The organism is Amycolatopsis sp. NBC_00438 (assembly GCF_036026695.1).
Lineage (GTDB): Bacteria > Actinomycetota > Actinomycetes > Mycobacteriales > Pseudonocardiaceae > Amycolatopsis.
Window position 1 is genome coordinate 9338867 of record NZ_CP107923.1, and the last position, 15888, is coordinate 9354754.

Sequence of the window (15888 nt, forward strand, 5' to 3'; positions counted from 1 at the left end):
TACTCTAACCTTCCCTATCAAGTGGATAAATAGGGAGCGTTACGACCCAGGTCGTACCAAGCCGGACTCGTAGGCGAACACCACCGCGTGCACCCGGTCGCGCAGCCGCAGCTTGCCGAGGATCCGCCCGACGTGCGTTTTCACCGTCGTCTCGCCGATGTACAGCTTCCCGGCGATCTCGCCGTTCGACAGCCCGCGCGCGATGAGTCCCAGGACGTCCTTCTCGCGCTCGGTGAGAACGTCGAGTTTCGCGACGTTCACGGGGTCGCGATCGTCGTGGAGGCGATCGAGGTAGCGGTCGAGCAGCCGGCGGGTGACCGACGGCGAGACCATCGCGTCACCGCGCAGCACCCCGCGGACCGCGACGAGCATCTCCTCCGACGGCGCGTCCTTCACCAGGAACCCGCTGGCCCCGGCGCGCAACGCGGCGTAGGCGTACTCGTCGAGGTCGAACGTCGTGATGATCAGGACACGCACGTCCGGCAGCTCCGCGCAGATCCGCCCGGTCGCGGTGACGCCGTCGAGCACCGGCATCCGGACGTCCATCAGCACCAGGTCCGGCCGCAGCTCGCGGGCCTTCGCGACGGCCTCCTCGCCGTTCGCGGCCTCGCCCACCACGGCGAGGTCGTCCTGGCTCTCGACGATCATCCGCAGCCCGACCCGCACCAGTTCCTGGTCGTCGCAGAGCAGCACCCGGACGCTCACGGCGCGACCACCAGGCTCGCGCGCACCCGGTAGCCGCCGTCCGGGAGCGGCCCGGTCGTCAGCTCGCCGTGGTACATCTCGACGCGCTGGCGCATTCCTTCCAGCCCGCGCCCGGACGACGGCAGCACCGGCGAAGGCGGGTCGTCGCCGCCGGTGTTCGTCACCTCGATCCGGGTTTCGCGGGGCCCGAAGGCGACTTCGACGCGGCCGGTCGCGTCGGCCGGGGCGTGCTTGATCATGTTGGTCAGGGCCTCCTGGACGATCCGGTACGCCTGCAGCGCGGCGCTCGCGGGCAGGCCGCCCGGGTCGCCGCTGACGTCGAGACTGACCGCGCGCCCGGACTGCTCGACGAGCTCGCGCAGTTCCGCCACCGTCGGCTGCGGGCTGCGCGCGGCCTGGCCGGCGTGCAGCACGTCGAGCAGCCGCCGCAGCTCGGCGAGCGCGTCGCGGCCGGTGCGGCCGATGGTGTCGAGCGTGCGGTCGACGACGGCGGGGTCGCGGTGCCGCGCGAGCTTCGCGCCCTCGGCGTTCAGCACGATCACGCTCATGCTGTGCGCCAGCACGTCGTGCAGCTCCCGCGCGATCCGCGCGCGCTCCTCGGCGGCGACCGCGCGGGTCTGGGCGTCGACGCGTTTCCCCTCCTCCGCGGTGAGCTCTTCCTTGGCGTGGAAGAACTCCCCGAGCGCCCAGGCGGCGATGTGCAGCGGAAGGGTCCCGGCGATCGTGAGGGTCGGGTTGTCGGAGTACGTGCCCCAGGTGAAGCCCCACATGACGTCGAGGACGACGACGCAGGCGGCGATCAGCGCGCCGGCCCATCGGTCGCCCAGTTTCACGAGGGTGAACAGCGCCACGGCCATGCTCAGCTCGGCGCGGCCGCGGTCGAACGCCCAGATCTCGTTCGTGTAGGTCGCCGTCGCCCCGGCGATGATCAGCGCCGCGGCGAGCCGCGGGTAGCGGCGGCGCACCAGCAGCGGCAGCAGGAACAGCATCGGGATCGCCCGGATGGTCCACGGCGCGGCGCCGTTCCAGTTGGGCGCCAGGGAGACGAACACGGCGTACAGCGGCAGGTCCACCGTCCACCGGTGCCGTCGCACCCACATCACCAGTCGTTCCACGGACCGAACGTAACGCGGGTGCCGGGCCCGTGGCGTCATCCCGCCGGTCCGTCCTTGTCCTCCCTCGGGAGGACGCGAGCGGCCGATCCGGCGGATTCGCGGCCACGGCGGCCGTTCCTAGCGTCGGGATCATGTCGATCACCAGTGAATTCCTCCGCCACCCGATGCTGACGGGCGCGATCGCGGCCAGTTCGCCGCGGCTCGCCGAGACGATGACGGCGGGCCTCGGCCTGGAACGCGCGGCCCGCGTCGCCGAGCTCGGGCCGGGCACCGGCGTCTTCACCGAAGCCGTCCTCGCGCTGCTTCGCCCCGAAGCGAGCCTGACGGCCGTAGAGATCAACCCGCGTTTCGCGGACGCGCTCCGGGACCGGTTCCCGCAGGTCGATGTTGTGACGGGGTCGGCGGAACACCTCACCGCCGCGCGCTTCGACGTCGTCGTGTCCGGTCTGCCGTGGACGGCCATGAGCGCGGACCGCCAGCTGCGCGTCCTCGACGCGGTCACGGCGTCGCTCGCCGCGAACGGCCGGTTCACGACGTTCGCGTACGCCCACGCGGCCTGGACGCCACCCGCGCGCCGCTTCGCCGCGTCGCTGCGAAGCCGTTTCGCCGTCGTAGAGCGGACTTCGGTCGTGTGGGGGAACCTGCCGCCGGCGTTCGTCTACCGCGCGGCACTGCCGGTGAGCGTGGGGAGGGCCCGGCGTGGACAGCCTGCTGCGGCCTCTGCTTGACGCGCCCGCCGTGCTCGTCTACCTGGTCTGCGGCCTGGTGATCGCGGCGGAAACCGCACTGCTGCCCGGAATCGTGCTGCCGACGTGGTCGACGCTGCTGCTGATGGGGTTCCTCGCCGAGCGCGGCACGCTCCAGCTGGGACTCGCGTTCGCGGTGGCGGTGGCCGCCGCCGTGCTCGGCGACCAGCTCGCGTACCTGGAGGGCCGCCGGTGGGGGCCGCGGCTCGCGCGTCGCGTCGGCCAGGACCGCTGGGACCGCGCGGAAGCGGCCGTCGCGCGCTACGGCGTCCCGGCGGTGATCGCCGGCCGCTGCCTGGTCGGCGTCCGGACGGTCCTGCCGCGCGTCGCGGGCTCGGCGGCGATGCCGTACCGGCGGTTCGCGGCGGGCAGCGCCGGCGCGGCGGTCCTGTGGGCGGGCGCGGAACTAGCGGTGGGTCACTTGACGGCGTCGGCCGTCTGAAGCAGGGCTTCCGCGGTTTCGGCGTCCGCGGGCAGGAACGTCTCCAGCTTCAGCTCCGACACCGTGACGTCCGCCGCGGTCGCGAACGTCGTGATCGCCGTGATCAGCCGCAGCTCACCGACCGAAGTGGACAGTCGGACCGGTACCGCGAAGCCCAGGTGGTCCGGGGCCGGCGGGGACGCCGGCGGCAGGTACGACTCGAGTTCGGCGAGCTGGGCGGCGAGCCGTTCGTCGGGGTTGCGCGCGAGGTCGTTGCGGATGCGCTCGAGGATGTGGCGTGCCCAGTCGTCGAGGTTGCGCACGCGCGGCGCCATGCCCCGCGGGTGCAGCGCGAGGCGCAGCGTGTCCACCGGCTCTTCCAGCAGCTCCGGCGCGACGCCCTCGGTGAGCAGGCCGAACGCGTCGTTCTTCGCGACCAGCACGCCGTAGCGGTCCACGACGATCGCCGGGTAGGGCCGGTGGCCGTCGAGCAGCCGCCGCAGGCCGTCGAGGACCGGCTTGATCGCCGGGTCACCGAGCCGCGTTTCCGGGTACGACGGTGCGAACCCGGCGGCGTAGAGCAGGCCGTTGCGTTCGCGCAGCGGCAGTTCCAGCGACTCGGCGACCCGCAGCACCATCCCGCGGCCGGGAAGCGAGCGCCCGCTCTCCATGAAGCTCACGTGCCGTTGCGTCGTCCCGGCCCGCAACGCCAGGTCGAGCTGGCTGAGGTGCCGCCGAATCCGCCAGTCCTTGAGCGCCGTTCCGAAGTTCACGCGTCCATCATCGCGGTCCGCGCCATTCCCCGCGAGGAATTGAGCCCATACCCCGGTGCGGACAGGCTTGCGGCATGACGAAATTCGGCCTGGTCGTCCCGACCTACCAGCCCATCCTCGACGCCGGGCGGACCGCGCCCGAACTGGTCGAGACCGCCGTCGAAGCCGAACGCCTCGGCCTCGACTCGGTGTGGGTGGGCGACACGCTCGCCCGCGCCCCGATCGACGCGCTGACCATCCTCGGCGCGTTCGCGGCGCGCACCTCCCGCGTCACGCTCGGCACGGCGTCGCTGCTCCCGGCGTTGCGCGACCCGATCCAGACGGCCAACCAGCTGCTGAGCCTCGACCTGCTCAGCGGCGGCCGGCTCACCTTGGCCGTGGGCGCCGGGTTCACCGGGCGGAGCGAGCCGGAGTTCGCGTTCGCGCGCGTCCCGTGGGCCCGCCGGCGTGCGCGGCTGGACGACATCGTGGCGCTGTGGCGGGCCGTGTGGCGCGGCGAGACGTCGTTCCACGGTCCGGTGCTGGCCTACGACTCCCTGCCGGTGTTCCCGGCGCCCGCGCGCCCGGGCGGCCCGCCGGTGTGGCTCGCGGCGCACACCCCGCAGGCCCTGGAACGCGCCGGCCGGCTCTACGACGGCTGGCTCCCGTACCCGCCCGACCCGGCGGACTACGTCTCGGGCCTGGCCGGGATCCGCGCGACGGCGTCGCGGCCGGTCACCCCGGCGCTGTTCGCGACCGTCCTGGTCGAGGACGACGCCGAGCGCGGGGCGGCGCTGCTGGAGGAGTACTGCCTGCGCAACTACGGCATGCCCGCGGACTTCGTCCAGCGGATCCAGATGCAGGTCACGGGCTCGGCCGCGGAGGTGGCTTCGCAGTTGCGCGAGTACGCCGGCGCGGAGCACGTGCTGCTGCGGATCGCGAGTACCGAGCCGAAGGTCTTCGACGAGCAGCTGCCACGGCTGGCGGAGGTGGCGGCGAAACTGCGGTCCTCGTAACGCGGGCGGGGCGGCGCCGACTCATCGGCATGGCGAAGGTGAACTGGTCCGAGCGGGGGACGCCGGTGGCGTGCCGGCTGCCGGCCGAGCGACCGCACCGGGCGTCCCGCCTGATCGCCGTGCTGCGCGAGGCGCGGCAGGCGACCGGCCGGAACCCGGAAACCGGCCGGATCGAGCCGGGCAGCGGCGCCTTGAGCGGGAACTGGCTGGGTGCCGTCGGCTACCTGATGCTGGTCGACCAGGTGGGCAGCGCCTACCGGCCGGCCGGGGTGCCCGCGGTGCCGGGCCCGCCGGTCGTCCGGGCGCTGCGGTACTTCGCGCCGGGAGTGGGCGAGCCGGAACGAGAGGCGCTCTACGCCCTTCGCTGCTCGCTCGTCCACGACTTCGGGCTGGTCAGCGTCGGCGGGCCGGGCCGGACCCACCACTTCATGCTGGACGACGCGGAGGGCGGCCCGATCGTGCGGCTCCCGCCGGAGCCCTGGGACGGCCGCGCCGGGCACTGCCGGCGGTTCAACGCCACCTGGGTCAACCTCCGGGCGCTGGGCGACCTGGCCGAGGACGTGTTCCGGCGGCTCTCGACCCTCCCCGAGCCGGCCGCCGCGCGGCCCGGCCGGCCGGCGTCGCCGGTACTCCGCGACGGTCCGGCCCGGCCCGCCTACCGCCGGGCCCTGAGCACCCGCGCGGCCAGCGGTGACCGGAAACCTGTCGGGGGTGGCACGTAGGCTGGGACCGTGACCGACGCTTCACTGTCCGGACTCCTTACCGCCATACTTCCCGACCCGGCCCTGCGCGGAGTGGTCGAGCGCGCCGGTGCGCCGCTGCTCGAACTCCAAGGGCCGATCGCCGCGCGGCAGCTCGTCGCCGCGGCCCTCGCCTCCGACGACGGCGCCGGGAAACCCGTGCTCGTCGTGACCGCCACCGGCCGCGAGGCCGACGAGCTGACCGCGTCGCTGGGCGCCCTGCTCGGCACCGCGAAAGTCGCCGACTTCCCGTCCTGGGAGACGCTGCCCCACGAGCGGCTCTCGCCCCGCGCCGACACCGTCGGGCGGCGGCTGGAGGTGCTCCACCGGCTGAAGACCGGGGCCGACGACCTGCGCGTCGTCGTCGCCACCGTCCGCAGCCTGATCCAGCCGATGGCCCCCGGCCTGGGCTCGCTGGCCCCGGTCGACCTGGTCGTCGGCGAGGAACAGAGCTTCGAGGGCCTGCTGGAACGGCTGGTCGAGCTGGCCTACACCCGCGTCGACATGGTCGAGAAGCGCGGCGAGTTCGCCGTCCGCGGCGGCATCCTCGACCTGTTCGGCCCGACCGCGCAGCACCCGGTCCGGGTCGAGTTCTGGGGTGACGAGGTCAGCGAGATCCGCGCGTTCGCCGTCTCCGACCAGCGGTCGCTGCCCGGCGAGATCCCGCGCGTCACCGCGCCGCCGTGCCGGGAGCTGCTGCTCACCCAGCCGGTCAAGGACAAGGCCGCGGAGCTGGCGAAGACGTACGAAGCCGACGCGCACCTGTCCGAGATGCTCACCAAGCTGGCCGACGGCATCCCCGTCGAAGGCATGGAAGCGCTCATCCCGGTGCTCTGCGAAGGCGAGCTGGAGCTGCTCACCGACGCGATGCCGGTCGGCACCCACGTGCTGCTGACCGACCCGGAGAAGATCCGCGCCCGCGCCGCCGACCTCGTCCGCACCGGCCAGGAGTTCCTCGAAGCGTCCTGGACGACGGCCGCGGCGGGCGGGCTGGCCCCGATCGACCTCGGCTCGTCCGCCTACCGCGGGCTCGACGGGATCGCCTCGCACGCGCGGGACACCAAGCGCACCTGGTGGACGCTGAGCCAGCTGACCAGCGAAGACCCGGACGTCTACCGCGTCTCGGTGGAGGCCTCGCCGGCCTACCGCGGCGAGATCGAGCGCGCGACGGCGGACCTGCGCGCGCACACCGCGGCGGGCGGCACGGCGGTGCTCGTCGTCGCCGGCCAGGGCACCGCGTCGCGCGCCGTCGAGCAGCTGTCGAGCGCCGACGTCCCGGCGACCCTGGCGGGTGACGGCGTCACCGGCGCGCTCCCGCCCGGCACGGTCACGGTCACCTGCGGCGCCCTCACCGAAGGGTTCGTCTCGCCGGAGCGCGCCCTCGTCGTGCTGTCGGAGGCGGACCTCACCGGCCGTGGCGCCGGCGCCGGAACGTCCACAAAGGACCTCACGACCAAGATGCCGTCGCGGCGGCGCAACGCCGTCGACCCGCTGGCGCTCAAGAACGGCGACTACGTCGTCCACGAGCAGCACGGCATCGGCCGGTTCGTCGAGATGGTGCAGCGCACCGTCGCCGGCGCGACCCGCGAATACCTGCTGCTGGAGTACGGCTCGTCCAAGCGCGGCCACCCCGGTGACCGCCTGTTCGTGCCGACCGACCAGCTCGACGAGGTGTCCAAGTACGTCGGCGGCGAACTGCCCACGCTCAACAAGCTGGGTGGCTCCGACTGGAAGAACACCAAGGCCCGCGCCAAGAAGGCGGTCAAGGAGATCGCCGCCGAGCTGGTGCAGCTCTACGCCGCGCGCCAGGCCGCGCCCGGGCACGCGTTCGGCCCGGACACGCCGTGGCAGGGCGAGCTGGAGGACGCCTTCCCGTTCACCGAGACCAACGACCAGCTCGCCGCGATCGACGAGGTCAAGTCGGACATGCAGCGCGGCGTCCCGATGGACCGCGTGATCTGCGGCGACGTCGGCTACGGCAAGACCGAGATCGCCGTGCGCGCCGCGTTCAAGGCGGTGCAGGACGGCAAGCAGGTCGCCGTGCTCGTCCCGACGACCCTGCTCGCCCAGCAGCACCTCAACACCTTCCACGAGCGGATGCGCTCGTTCCCGGTGACGATCAAGGGCCTGTCCCGGTTCACGAACAAGACCGAGTCGGACATCATCCTGGAGCAGCTCGCCGGCGGCGAGGTCGACATCGTCATCGGCACGCACCGCCTGCTGCAGACCGGCATCCGCTACAAGGATCTCGGCCTGGTCATCGTCGACGAGGAGCAGCGCTTCGGCGTCGAGCACAAGGAGCACATCAAGGCGCTGCGCACGCACGTCGACGTCCTGACGATGTCCGCGACGCCGATCCCGCGCACGCTCGAGATGTCGCTGGCCGGCATCCGCGAGATGTCGACGATCCTGACCCCGCCGGAGGATCGCCACCCGATCCTGACCTACGTCGGCTCCTACGACGACAAGCAGGTCGGCGCCGCCATCCGCCGCGAACTGCTGCGCGACGGCCAGGTCTTCTACGTCCACAACCGCGTTTCCTCGATCGAGAAGGCCGCGCGGCACATCCGGGAGCTGGTGCCGGAGGCGCGGGTCGTCACCGCGCACGGCCAGATGAACGAGGACAAGCTCGAGAAGATCATCCAGGGCTTCTGGGAAAACGAGTACGACGTCCTGGTGTGCACCACGATCGTCGAGACCGGGCTGGACATCTCGAACGCGAACACGCTGCTGGTCGAGCGCGGTGACCTGCTCGGGCTGGCGCAGCTGCACCAGCTGCGCGGCCGCGTCGGGCGTGGTCGTGAGCGCGGGTACGCGTACTTCCTGTACCCACCGGAAGCGCCGCTGACCGAGACCGCGCACGACCGGCTCGCGACGATCGCCCAGAACACCGAACTGGGCGCGGGCATGGCCGTCGCCATGAAGGACCTCGAAATCCGCGGCGCGGGCAACATCCTGGGCGCGGAACAGTCCGGGCACATCGCGGGTGTCGGGTTCGACCTGTACGTGCGGTTGGTCGGCGAAGCGGTCGACGCCTTCCGCCGGCACGCGGGCGCGGAGCCGGCCGAAGACGAGGAGCTGGCCGACGTCCGCGTCGACCTCCCGATCGACGCGCACCTGCCGCACGACTACATCCCGGGCGAGCGGCTGCGGCTGGAGGCGTACCGCAAGATCGCGGCGGCGCCGGACACCGAAGGCCTGGACGCGGTGCGCGAAGAGCTGATCGACCGCTACGGCCAGCCGCCGGCGCCGGTCAACCGCCTGCTGGCGGTGGCGAGGTTCCGGCACACCTGCCGCGAGGCGGGCGTGACGGAGGTGGCCGTCCAGGGCAACACGATCCGGTTCGCACCGCTGCCGCTGCAGGACTCGCAGATGGTGCGGTTGAAGCGGTTGTACCCGAAGGCGACGTTCAAGGCCGTGACGAACACCGTGTCGGTCCCGAAGCCCACGGAAGGCGCGGCGGGCGGCCGCATCGGCGCCCCGACGCTGCGCGACGAGGAACTGCTCGGCTGGTGCGCCAAGCTGCTGACGCAGCTGACGAAGAAACCGGCGGCGGTGTAAGGGAAACGGGCGTCCGGTCGGGTACCGGACGCCCGTCGCTCAGCCGACTTCGCTGAACATCGGCGGCGTCGGCGTCGCCAGCCCCATCCGCACCTGCTCGACCGGCACCGGGATCGCCCCGGCGTCCGCCATCGGCTTCGGGCGTGGTCTGCGCGGCTTCCGCGTGCCCGCGCCGCCACCGCGGCCCGGGTACACGAGCAGTCCGCGCGCCGGGTCGGGCACGGCGTCGAGCGCCGCCGTCACGACCGGCAACGCCCGGAACGCGTCCCGGCTTTCCCCGGAACGGAATTCGATCTCCAGTACGACGCCCCAGCGGTGTTCGTGCCACACCCACTGCTCGGCGCCGTTCGTCAGTGCTGCTTCGGTCAGTGCGTCACCCCGGGCGAGCCGCCACAACGAAGCCGTGGACTCGCCATCGAAGACCTCGATGGTCAGCCAGTGGTCCATGGGATCGACGTTACGCCCGGCGACACCGCACCGGTGTTGCGTTTCGGGTGCGATGGTGTGAGAGGGTATGCGCTGTGATGCGGATCATGGGGCGCCCTCGCGCGCTGGTCGCGGTCGTTGCCGGAGGTCTTCTGCTCGCCGGGTGCGGCACGGGCCCCAGTCAGGTCGGCAGCGCCGCGATCGTCGGCGACCGCTCGGTCTCGCTCGAACAGGTGCAGTCGCTGATCGACCAGGCCGTCCGGACTCAGCCGTACGCGCAGAAGCTCGCGCGTGAGCACAAGGTGGAGCTGCTGGGCCGGGAAGTCGTCCGGCAGCAGGTGCTGCACGAGCTGACGGCGAACGCCGCGCAGCGGGAAGGCATCGTCGCCGACCAGAAGAAGATCGCCGGCCTCATCGCGCAGGAGACCGCCGCCCCGGTGACCGACACCGGCCAGGGCGACCAGGTCGCCGTCACCCAGATCATCTCCCAGCTGCGCGACCGCACCGAGACGGCGACCGACGTCGTCCTCGAGCAGCAGCTCGCCCAGAAGTACCTGCCGAAGCTGTCGGTCGGTGCGGAGTACCTCGGCATCAAAGCCTCGGGTGACGACGACGACGTCACGCGCGCCCGGGCCCTCGACTACGGGAAGCAGTTCCTGGCCGACCCCGGCAAGATGACGGCCGCGATCCAGCAGGCGCAGGCGGAAGGACAGCAGGCGCAGCAGACCGGGATGCCCGCTCCCAGCGGGTTCACCGCCGGGGGGTCGCAGCTCTTCGGCGCCGACCAGTACCCCGGGCTGGCGTCGACTCCGGTGTTCGGCTCGCCCCAGGGCAGCGTCGTCGTCTTCCAGGCGGAGAAGCCGCAGAGCCCGGACTGGTTCGTCTTCGTGATCCACACCCGTGGCACCGATCAGGCGGTGCCGGCCGACCAGCCGCCGCAGAAGCCGTCGGACGCGCAGCTGACCGCGATCGGCACGCGGCTGCTGCAGCCCTACGTCGACCAGACCGGGCTGCGCATCAACCCCCGCTACGGCGTGTGGGACGTCATGAGCATGAGCGTCGTGCCGAGCCTGAACCCCGCCCGGGGCGCGGTGCTGGTCCGGGGCTCGTCCGCACAGCAGTGAGCTCGGGCGTCGTCGTAGTCGTCCGCGGGGCGACACTGCCCGCCGCGGCGCTGAAGATCCTGCGTGAGTCCACGGCCGTTTACGCGGCCACGGACGTCGACCCCGCGGTGTTCGGGGTCCCGGCCGTCACGGAGGCGCGGTCGCTGAAGGACATCGTGCTGCTCGCGACGTCGCGCGAGGAGCCCGCCGCGTCCCTGCTCATCGCGACCGGCGCGCAGGTCATCGACACGCCCGTCCCGCCGCTGGTCGAGGCCGCGGACGTGATGGACCGGCTGCGCTCGCCGGGCGGCTGCCCGTGGGACGCCGTGCAGACGCACGAGTCGCTGCGGCAGTACCTGGTCGAGGAGACCTACGAGCTGCTCGACGCGATCGAAGACGGCGACCGGGAGGCGTTGCGCGAGGAGCTCGGCGACGTCCTGCTGCAGGTGCTCTTCCACGCCCGCGTCGCCGCCGAGGACCCGGCCGACCCGTTCGGCATCGACGACGTCGCGGCCGCCCTGGTCGAGAAGCTGGTCGGCCGGCACCCGCACGTCTTCGCCGACGCCGACGAGGTGCGCACGGTCGAGCACCAGAACCTCAAGTGGGAAGAGCTGAAGCAGCGCGAGAAGCAACGTCTGTCCATTGTGGATGGCGTCGCGCTCGGCCAGCCGGCGGTCGCGCTGGCGGGCAAGCTCGGCCAGCGCAGCGGCCGCGCCGGCATCCCGCTCGACCTCTTCCCCAAGGGCTCGAACGCGGCCGCCCAGCTGTTCCGCATCGCGGCCACGGCCCGCCGCGCGGGCGTCGACCCCGAGGGTGAGCTGCGAGCGCTGGCGAAGGGGTTCGCCCTGGAGGTCCGCGCCGCCGAGCAGGCCGCCCGCGACGCGGGCCTGGAGCCGACCACCCTGGAAGCCGACGGCTGGCGCAAGTTCTGGCCCACCCGCGACTGACCCCCCCAAGCGCCACTTTCCCTAGGAAAGATGCGCCTGAAGGGGCCCTGGACGTATCTTTCCTAGGGAAAGTGAGCGTGACGCAGGTCACAGCGGGGTGAGAACCGGTGGCGGTCTTACGGCGTCTTGCCTGGTGTGAGGATGAAGCCAGTGGAGGACGCCGACGAGGAGCATCTCGTCCGGCGCACGGCCAAGGGCGACCGCGCGGCGTTCGAGGAGCTCTACCGCCGCACGTCGCCCTGGCTGGCCGTGCGCCTGCGCCGCCGGTGCGCGGACGAGCAGGTCGTCGCCGAGGTCATGCAGGAGACGTACCTGGCCGTCTGGCGCGCCGCGGGCTCGTTCGCGGGGGCCGCGACCGGCGGCTCCGCGGTCGGCTGGGTGTGGACCATCGCCGTGCGGCGGCTGGTCGACGCCTTCCGCCGGCGGGCGCACCACGCGCAACCGCCACCGGTGATGGCGCTCGACGTCGCGCCGGCGCCCGGCGCCGAAGAAGAGGCGCTGGCGGCGGCGGTCGGCGACGAGGTCGGGGACGCGCTGCGCGACCTCGCGCCCGAACTGCGAGCGGTGCTGCAGGCGATGGTGCTCGACGGGCTGACCGTCCGCGAGACCGCCGTCCTGCTCGGGCTGCCGGAAGGAACCGTCAAGACCCGCGCCCGCCGGGCACGGATCGCGATGCGGGAGGCACTGTCATGAACCATGCGTCGGACCGGCTCATCACCGGGTACGCGGCGGGTGACGACCTCCCCGGTGACCAGCTCTGGGGCCTCGAAGCGCACCTCGAGGCCTGCGCCCAGTGCCGGGCGAGGCTGGCCGCGCTGACACCGATGCAGCCGGTGGTGGACCTCGTCTGGTCGCGGCTCGCGGTGGACATCGAGCTGCCGAGCGCACCCGCGCACGCACGTCCGGTGCCGCATCCGAAGCGGCGGTGGCTGTCGACCTGGGTCACCCCGGTGATGGTGCCGTGGCTGGCGATGATCGTGCTGCTCACGCTGCTCGCGGTGGTGTTCGACCAGTTCTGGCACACGGTGTTCGACACGACGGCGGTGCAGCTGTTCGCCCCGGTGCTGCCGGTGCTGGGTGTGGCCGCGTCGTGGGCGCGGGGGCTCGACCCGGCGTACGAGGTCGTCGTCTCGACCCCGCGGGCCGGGCTGTACCTGATCGCGCGGCGGACGGTGGCGGTGCTGCTCGTCGTGCTGCCGGTGCTCGGGGCCGCCGGCTGGCTGACCGGGACCGGCGTCGCGCTCTGGCTGCTGCCGAGCTTGGCCTACACCACCGGCACGCTCGCGCTGGGCGGGCTGATCGGGGTCACCCGGGCGGCGTACGCGCTGATCGCGGCTTGGGCCGCGCTGGTGGTGCTGCCGTCCGCGGTGGCCCAGCAGCAAACGTTTGCGCTCACCACCGGCGCGTTGCCGGTGTGGGCGGGGGTCTTCGCGCTGACGACGGTGGTGGTCGCCCTGCACAAGGGCGCCTTCACCCGGCTCGGCGTGGGCAACTAGGGAGGAAGACATGCGTGCTGTCGGGGCCGCCGAGATCGCGCCAACGGCCTACGCCTGGGAGATCCAGGCCGAGGGGCTCAAGGTGCGGGCAGGGCGGCGGAAAATGGCGGTGGACGGGCTGGACCTGTCCCTCGGCAAGGGGGTACACGGCTTGCTCGGGCCGAACGGCGCGGGCAAGACGACGCTGATCCGCGCGCTGGCGACGGTGCTCAGGCCGGCGGAAGGCCGGCTGACGCTGCTCGGCGCACCCGTCGGGGGGCGTACCGGGCAGCGCGGCCTGCGCCGCCGGATCGGCTACCTGCCGCAGAACTTCGGGTACTACAAGCGGTTCACGGTCCGCGAGTTCGTCGAATACCTGGCGTGGCTCAAGGAAGTGCCGAAGGCGGACGTCCCGGGCGCGGTGCAGCGGGCGATCGAGCGCGTCGGGCTGGCCGACCGCGCCGACGACCGGATGAAGACGTTGTCCGGCGGCATGGTCCGGCGCGTCGGGATCGCCCAGGCGATCGTCAACGACCCGGACGTCCTGCTGTTCGACGAGCCGACGGCCGGCCTCGACCCGGCGCAGCGCGTCCGGTTCCGCGAGCTCGTCCAGGAGCTGGGCCAGGACTCGTGCGTGCTGATCTCGACGCACCTGGTCGAGGACGTCGCCACGGCCTGCTCCGACGTCGTGCTGTTCGACGCGGGCAAGCTGGTCTTCCAGGGCACCCCCGGCGAACTGGCCGCGGCCGGGACGCCGGACCACGTCGGCGACAGCCCGATCGAGCGCGGGTATTCGGCGCTGCTGAACCACGAGCCGGGCAAGGGGGCCTGGTGATGGTCTTCCGCATCGAACTCCGGCGCACCATCGCGCCCTGGGCCGGGCTGGCGCTGGTCGTCGTCGCGCTCGGGTTCCTGTTCCTGCTGCCCGGCCCGTGGTGGAAGGTGCCGGCGCCGTGGACGGGGAACACGACGACCACCGCGCTGTGGCTGCGGTTCCTGCTGGTGTTCCTGTGGCCGATCGCCGTCGGCGCCGGGGCGATCCAGGGGATGCGCGACAGTCGCTCCGGCATGGTCGAGCTGTTGTCCACGACGTCCCGGCCGGGCTGGCACCGGGCGCTGCGGCTGGCCGGTGCCGTGGGGGCGCTGAGCGCGCTCGGGGTCGTGGTGGTGTTCGCCGTCGGCCTGGCCGAGGTGCTCGGGCACGGCGGGTTCGTGTCCGCGAGCTTCCTGCCGGTCCTCTTCGTCGGCCTGCTCGCCGTCGTGGCGGGAAGCTGGATCGGCCTGGCGATCGGGCGGCTGCTGCCGCACCCGCTGACCGCGCCCGCGCTGGCCGTGCTGACCCTCGTGGTGTCGGTGCTGACGTCGCTCGAGGGGAGTGCTGCGGTCTCGTACATCCGATTCGGGTTGCTGACGCCGGTCTTCGGGGAGCCACGGGGCGCACTGGTGACGACGGCGACGTCGGTGGACCTCGGGCAGACGGCGTGGTTCTTCGGGCTCGCCGTGACGGGATTCCTGATGCTGGCGGCGAACTCCGCGCGGGCCAGGGTCCTCGGCCTGCTGCCGGTGGTGGCCGGGGCGGCGATCGCCCTGCCGGTCTTCCCGGCTTCCGCCGGCGGGCTCCTGACCGCGGACAGCATCGCCGCGCAGAAGCTCTGCGACGGGCCGATCTGCGTCAGCCGGGCTCATGAAGACCGCCTGGCCGCGCTGGCCGTGCCGGGGCGGGAAGCGCTGGCGATGCTGGCGAAGCTGCCCGGCGCGCCCACCCGGATCGAGGAGCGGACGGCGCCGAACTCCGTCGCCGCCCGGCCCGCCCGCGATCCCGGCGTCGTCTACCTGGACTTCCAGATCAACGACGACCTGCTCACGGCCGACGCGAGCACCCTGCGGCTCGCGGTGCTGTCCGGCGCCGGGCTGCCCGCGTGCATGCCACCGAGTTACGGCGACGTGCCCGACACGGGCAGCCGCATGATCGCGGCGGCGTACTTCACCGGCGAGCTGAAGCTGCTGCCCGAGTACGGCGGCAGCTGGTTCCGCCACGAGTCCGGCCGGATCGAGCCGGTGTGGCAGAAGTTCCACGCGCTCCCGGCGGACGTCCAGTTCGCCCGGATCGTCGCGCTGCGCCAGGTGTTGCTGACCTGCCACGGTGACCCGATCGACACACTGGTGCCGGGGGCGCTGCGATGAGGTGGGTGATGCTCTACGCCCGGTCGAGACAGCTCCCGGCGGCGTTCGCGGCCCTGCTGGTGGCCACGGCGGGCCTGTGGTTCCTGGCGCGTGACTGGTGGTCGCCGGTACCGGTCATGCTGACGCTCACGGCCGCGATCGCGGTCGCGGCGATCGGACTCAGCGGCCAGGACCCGGACCTCGACCGCACCGCGGCGCTGCCGTGGCCGGTCCGCCGGTTCGCCCACCTGGCGCTGATCGGCCTCGTGGCCGGGGGCGCCGTGCCGGCCGTCCAGGAGCTGGGTGCGTCCACTGTCGACTTGCCGATCATCCTGCGTGACGCCGCGGGCCTGCTGGGCCTGGCCGGCCTGGCGGCGACGGTCGCGGGCGGTCAGTTCGGCTGGACGTTGCCCCTGCTCTGGGCGGGCATCACCCCGTTCGTCCAGCACGACGGCTCGACGACGAGCCACATCGTGGCCTGGATGCTGCAACCGCCGGCCACGACCGCCGCCACGTGGACGGCCGTGGTGCTGGCGGTGGCGGGCACGGTGGCCTACACGGCCTGGGGTGGCCGCCGGTAGCCGTGCGGCCGCGCGGATCTCGCGTGATGCCCCACCGGGCACGCGAGGTTCCGTCCGGGATCTGGAGGCTCGGGCTCCGTAGCTCGGGCGTGCGCGGGGGAACCTCACGTGACCGGCGGGGCATCGGACGCCGGTGC

The 15888-nt window shown here is 72.8% G+C and carries 16 protein-coding genes; 12 read left to right on the top strand and 4 right to left on the bottom strand.

Going from position 1 to position 15888, the window contains the following annotated elements; translation table 11 throughout:
• Positions 1–39: 39 nt before the first annotated feature.
• On the bottom strand, positions 40–705 hold the full coding sequence (locus OG494_RS43060) for a response regulator transcription factor (RefSeq protein WP_328448765.1): 666 nt from the start codon (positions 703–705) through the stop codon (positions 40–42).
• The gene (locus tag OG494_RS43065) at positions 702–1805 is read right to left on the bottom strand and encodes a sensor histidine kinase (protein ID WP_328459197.1); all 1104 of its coding nucleotides are present in this window, start codon (positions 1803–1805) and stop codon (positions 702–704) included. The genes OG494_RS43060 and OG494_RS43065 overlap by 4 nt, the downstream gene beginning before the upstream one ends.
• A 146-nt stretch (positions 1806–1951) precedes the next feature.
• On the opposite strand from OG494_RS43065, the gene OG494_RS43070 reads away from it, so the two are divergent.
• Complete coding sequence (locus OG494_RS43070; protein ID WP_328448767.1) at positions 1952–2548, top strand: class I SAM-dependent methyltransferase; 597 nt, start codon at positions 1952–1954, stop codon at positions 2546–2548.
• The gene (locus OG494_RS43075; protein WP_328448769.1) at positions 2520–3008 is read left to right on the top strand and encodes a DedA family protein; all 489 of its coding nucleotides are present in this window, start codon (positions 2520–2522) and stop codon (positions 3006–3008) included. Before OG494_RS43070 ends, OG494_RS43075 begins: the two co-directional genes overlap by 29 nt.
• Here OG494_RS43075 and OG494_RS43080 read toward each other — a convergent pair.
• On the bottom strand, positions 2984–3760 hold the full coding sequence (locus OG494_RS43080) for a helix-turn-helix transcriptional regulator (RefSeq protein ID WP_328448771.1): 777 nt from the start codon (positions 3758–3760) through the stop codon (positions 2984–2986). The two genes, OG494_RS43075 and OG494_RS43080, sit on opposite strands and share 25 nt — an antisense overlap.
• Positions 3761–3834: 74 nt before the next feature.
• On the opposite strand from OG494_RS43080, the gene OG494_RS43085 reads away from it, so the two are divergent.
• The 3 genes from OG494_RS43085 to mfd are packed head-to-tail and all read left to right on the top strand — an operon-like array spanning position 3835 to position 9056.
• Positions 3835–4755 (top strand): LLM class flavin-dependent oxidoreductase, encoded by a 921-nt coding sequence (locus OG494_RS43085; RefSeq protein ID WP_328448773.1) that lies wholly within the window; start codon positions 3835–3837, stop codon positions 4753–4755.
• A gap of 29 nt (positions 4756–4784) precedes the next feature.
• A complete protein-coding gene (locus OG494_RS43090) occupies positions 4785–5477 on the top strand; it encodes a hypothetical protein (protein ID WP_328448775.1) in 693 nt (230 codons plus the stop codon).
• 24 nt (positions 5478–5501) lie between these two features.
• Positions 5502–9056: a transcription-repair coupling factor gene (gene mfd / locus OG494_RS43095; protein ID WP_328459198.1), complete on the top strand. Its 3555-nt coding sequence runs from the start codon at positions 5502–5504 to the stop codon at positions 9054–9056.
• Positions 9057–9095: 39 nt separating this feature from the next.
• On the opposite strand, the gene OG494_RS43100 is transcribed toward mfd, so the two are convergent.
• Complete coding sequence (locus OG494_RS43100) at positions 9096–9503, bottom strand: hypothetical protein (protein WP_328448777.1); 408 nt, start codon at positions 9501–9503, stop codon at positions 9096–9098.
• Between the two features lie 86 nt (positions 9504–9589).
• Here OG494_RS43100 and OG494_RS43105 point away from each other — a divergent pair, with 86 nt between their 5' ends.
• The 7 genes from OG494_RS43105 to OG494_RS43135 all read left to right on the top strand — a co-directional run bounded on the left by OG494_RS43105 (position 9590) and on the right by OG494_RS43135 (position 15751).
• A complete protein-coding gene (locus OG494_RS43105) occupies positions 9590–10606 on the top strand; it encodes a hypothetical protein (protein ID WP_328448779.1) in 1017 nt (338 codons plus the stop codon).
• Positions 10603–11532, top strand: coding sequence for a MazG family protein (locus OG494_RS43110; protein ID WP_328448781.1), 930 nt, complete (start codon positions 10603–10605; stop codon positions 11530–11532). Before OG494_RS43105 ends, OG494_RS43110 begins: the two co-directional genes overlap by 4 nt.
• A 141-nt stretch (positions 11533–11673) precedes the next feature.
• The gene (locus OG494_RS43115; protein ID WP_328448783.1) at positions 11674–12225 is read left to right on the top strand and encodes an RNA polymerase sigma factor; all 552 of its coding nucleotides are present in this window, start codon (positions 11674–11676) and stop codon (positions 12223–12225) included.
• Entirely contained in the window at positions 12222–13028 is an 807-nt protein-coding gene (locus tag OG494_RS43120; protein WP_328448785.1) for an anti-sigma factor family protein, read from the top strand. Before OG494_RS43115 ends, OG494_RS43120 begins: the two co-directional genes overlap by 4 nt.
• Before the next feature lie 10 nt (positions 13029–13038).
• Positions 13039–13842, top strand: coding sequence for an ABC transporter ATP-binding protein (locus tag OG494_RS43125; RefSeq protein ID WP_328448787.1), 804 nt, complete (start codon positions 13039–13041; stop codon positions 13840–13842).
• Entirely contained in the window at positions 13842–15191 is a 1350-nt protein-coding gene (locus OG494_RS43130; protein ID WP_328459199.1) for a hypothetical protein, read from the top strand. Before OG494_RS43125 ends, OG494_RS43130 begins: the two co-directional genes overlap by 1 nt.
• Positions 15188–15751: a hypothetical protein gene (locus tag OG494_RS43135; protein WP_328448789.1), complete on the top strand. Its 564-nt coding sequence runs from the start codon at positions 15188–15190 to the stop codon at positions 15749–15751. Before OG494_RS43130 ends, OG494_RS43135 begins: the two co-directional genes overlap by 4 nt.
• Positions 15752–15888 lie beyond the last annotated feature (137 nt).

Bases quoted from the DNA above. Each gene is read 5' to 3' on its own strand.
- OG494_RS43130 (WP_328459199.1), top strand. From the start codon at position 13,842: ATGGTCTTCCGCATCGAACTCCGGCGCACCATCGCGCCCTGGGCCGGG.
- OG494_RS43105 (WP_328448779.1), top strand. From the start codon at position 9,590: ATGGGGCGCCCTCGCGCGCTGGTCGCGGTCGTTGCCGGAGGTCTTCTG.
- OG494_RS43115 (WP_328448783.1), top strand. From the start codon at position 11,674: ATGAAGCCAGTGGAGGACGCCGACGAGGAGCATCTCGTCCGGCGCACG.
- OG494_RS43070 (WP_328448767.1), top strand. From the start codon at position 1,952: ATGTCGATCACCAGTGAATTCCTCCGCCACCCGATGCTGACGGGCGCG.
- OG494_RS43135 (WP_328448789.1), top strand. From the start codon at position 15,188: ATGAGGTGGGTGATGCTCTACGCCCGGTCGAGACAGCTCCCGGCGGCG.
- OG494_RS43125 (WP_328448787.1), top strand. From the start codon at position 13,039: ATGCGTGCTGTCGGGGCCGCCGAGATCGCGCCAACGGCCTACGCCTGG.
- OG494_RS43090 (WP_328448775.1), top strand. From the start codon at position 4,785: ATGGCGAAGGTGAACTGGTCCGAGCGGGGGACGCCGGTGGCGTGCCGG.
- OG494_RS43120 (WP_328448785.1), top strand. From the start codon at position 12,222: ATGAACCATGCGTCGGACCGGCTCATCACCGGGTACGCGGCGGGTGAC.
- OG494_RS43065 (WP_328459197.1), bottom strand. From the start codon at position 1,805: ATGTGGGTGCGACGGCACCGGTGGACGGTGGACCTGCCGCTGTACGCC.
- OG494_RS43100 (WP_328448777.1), bottom strand. From the start codon at position 9,503: ATGGACCACTGGCTGACCATCGAGGTCTTCGATGGCGAGTCCACGGCT.
- OG494_RS43085 (WP_328448773.1), top strand. From the start codon at position 3,835: ATGACGAAATTCGGCCTGGTCGTCCCGACCTACCAGCCCATCCTCGAC.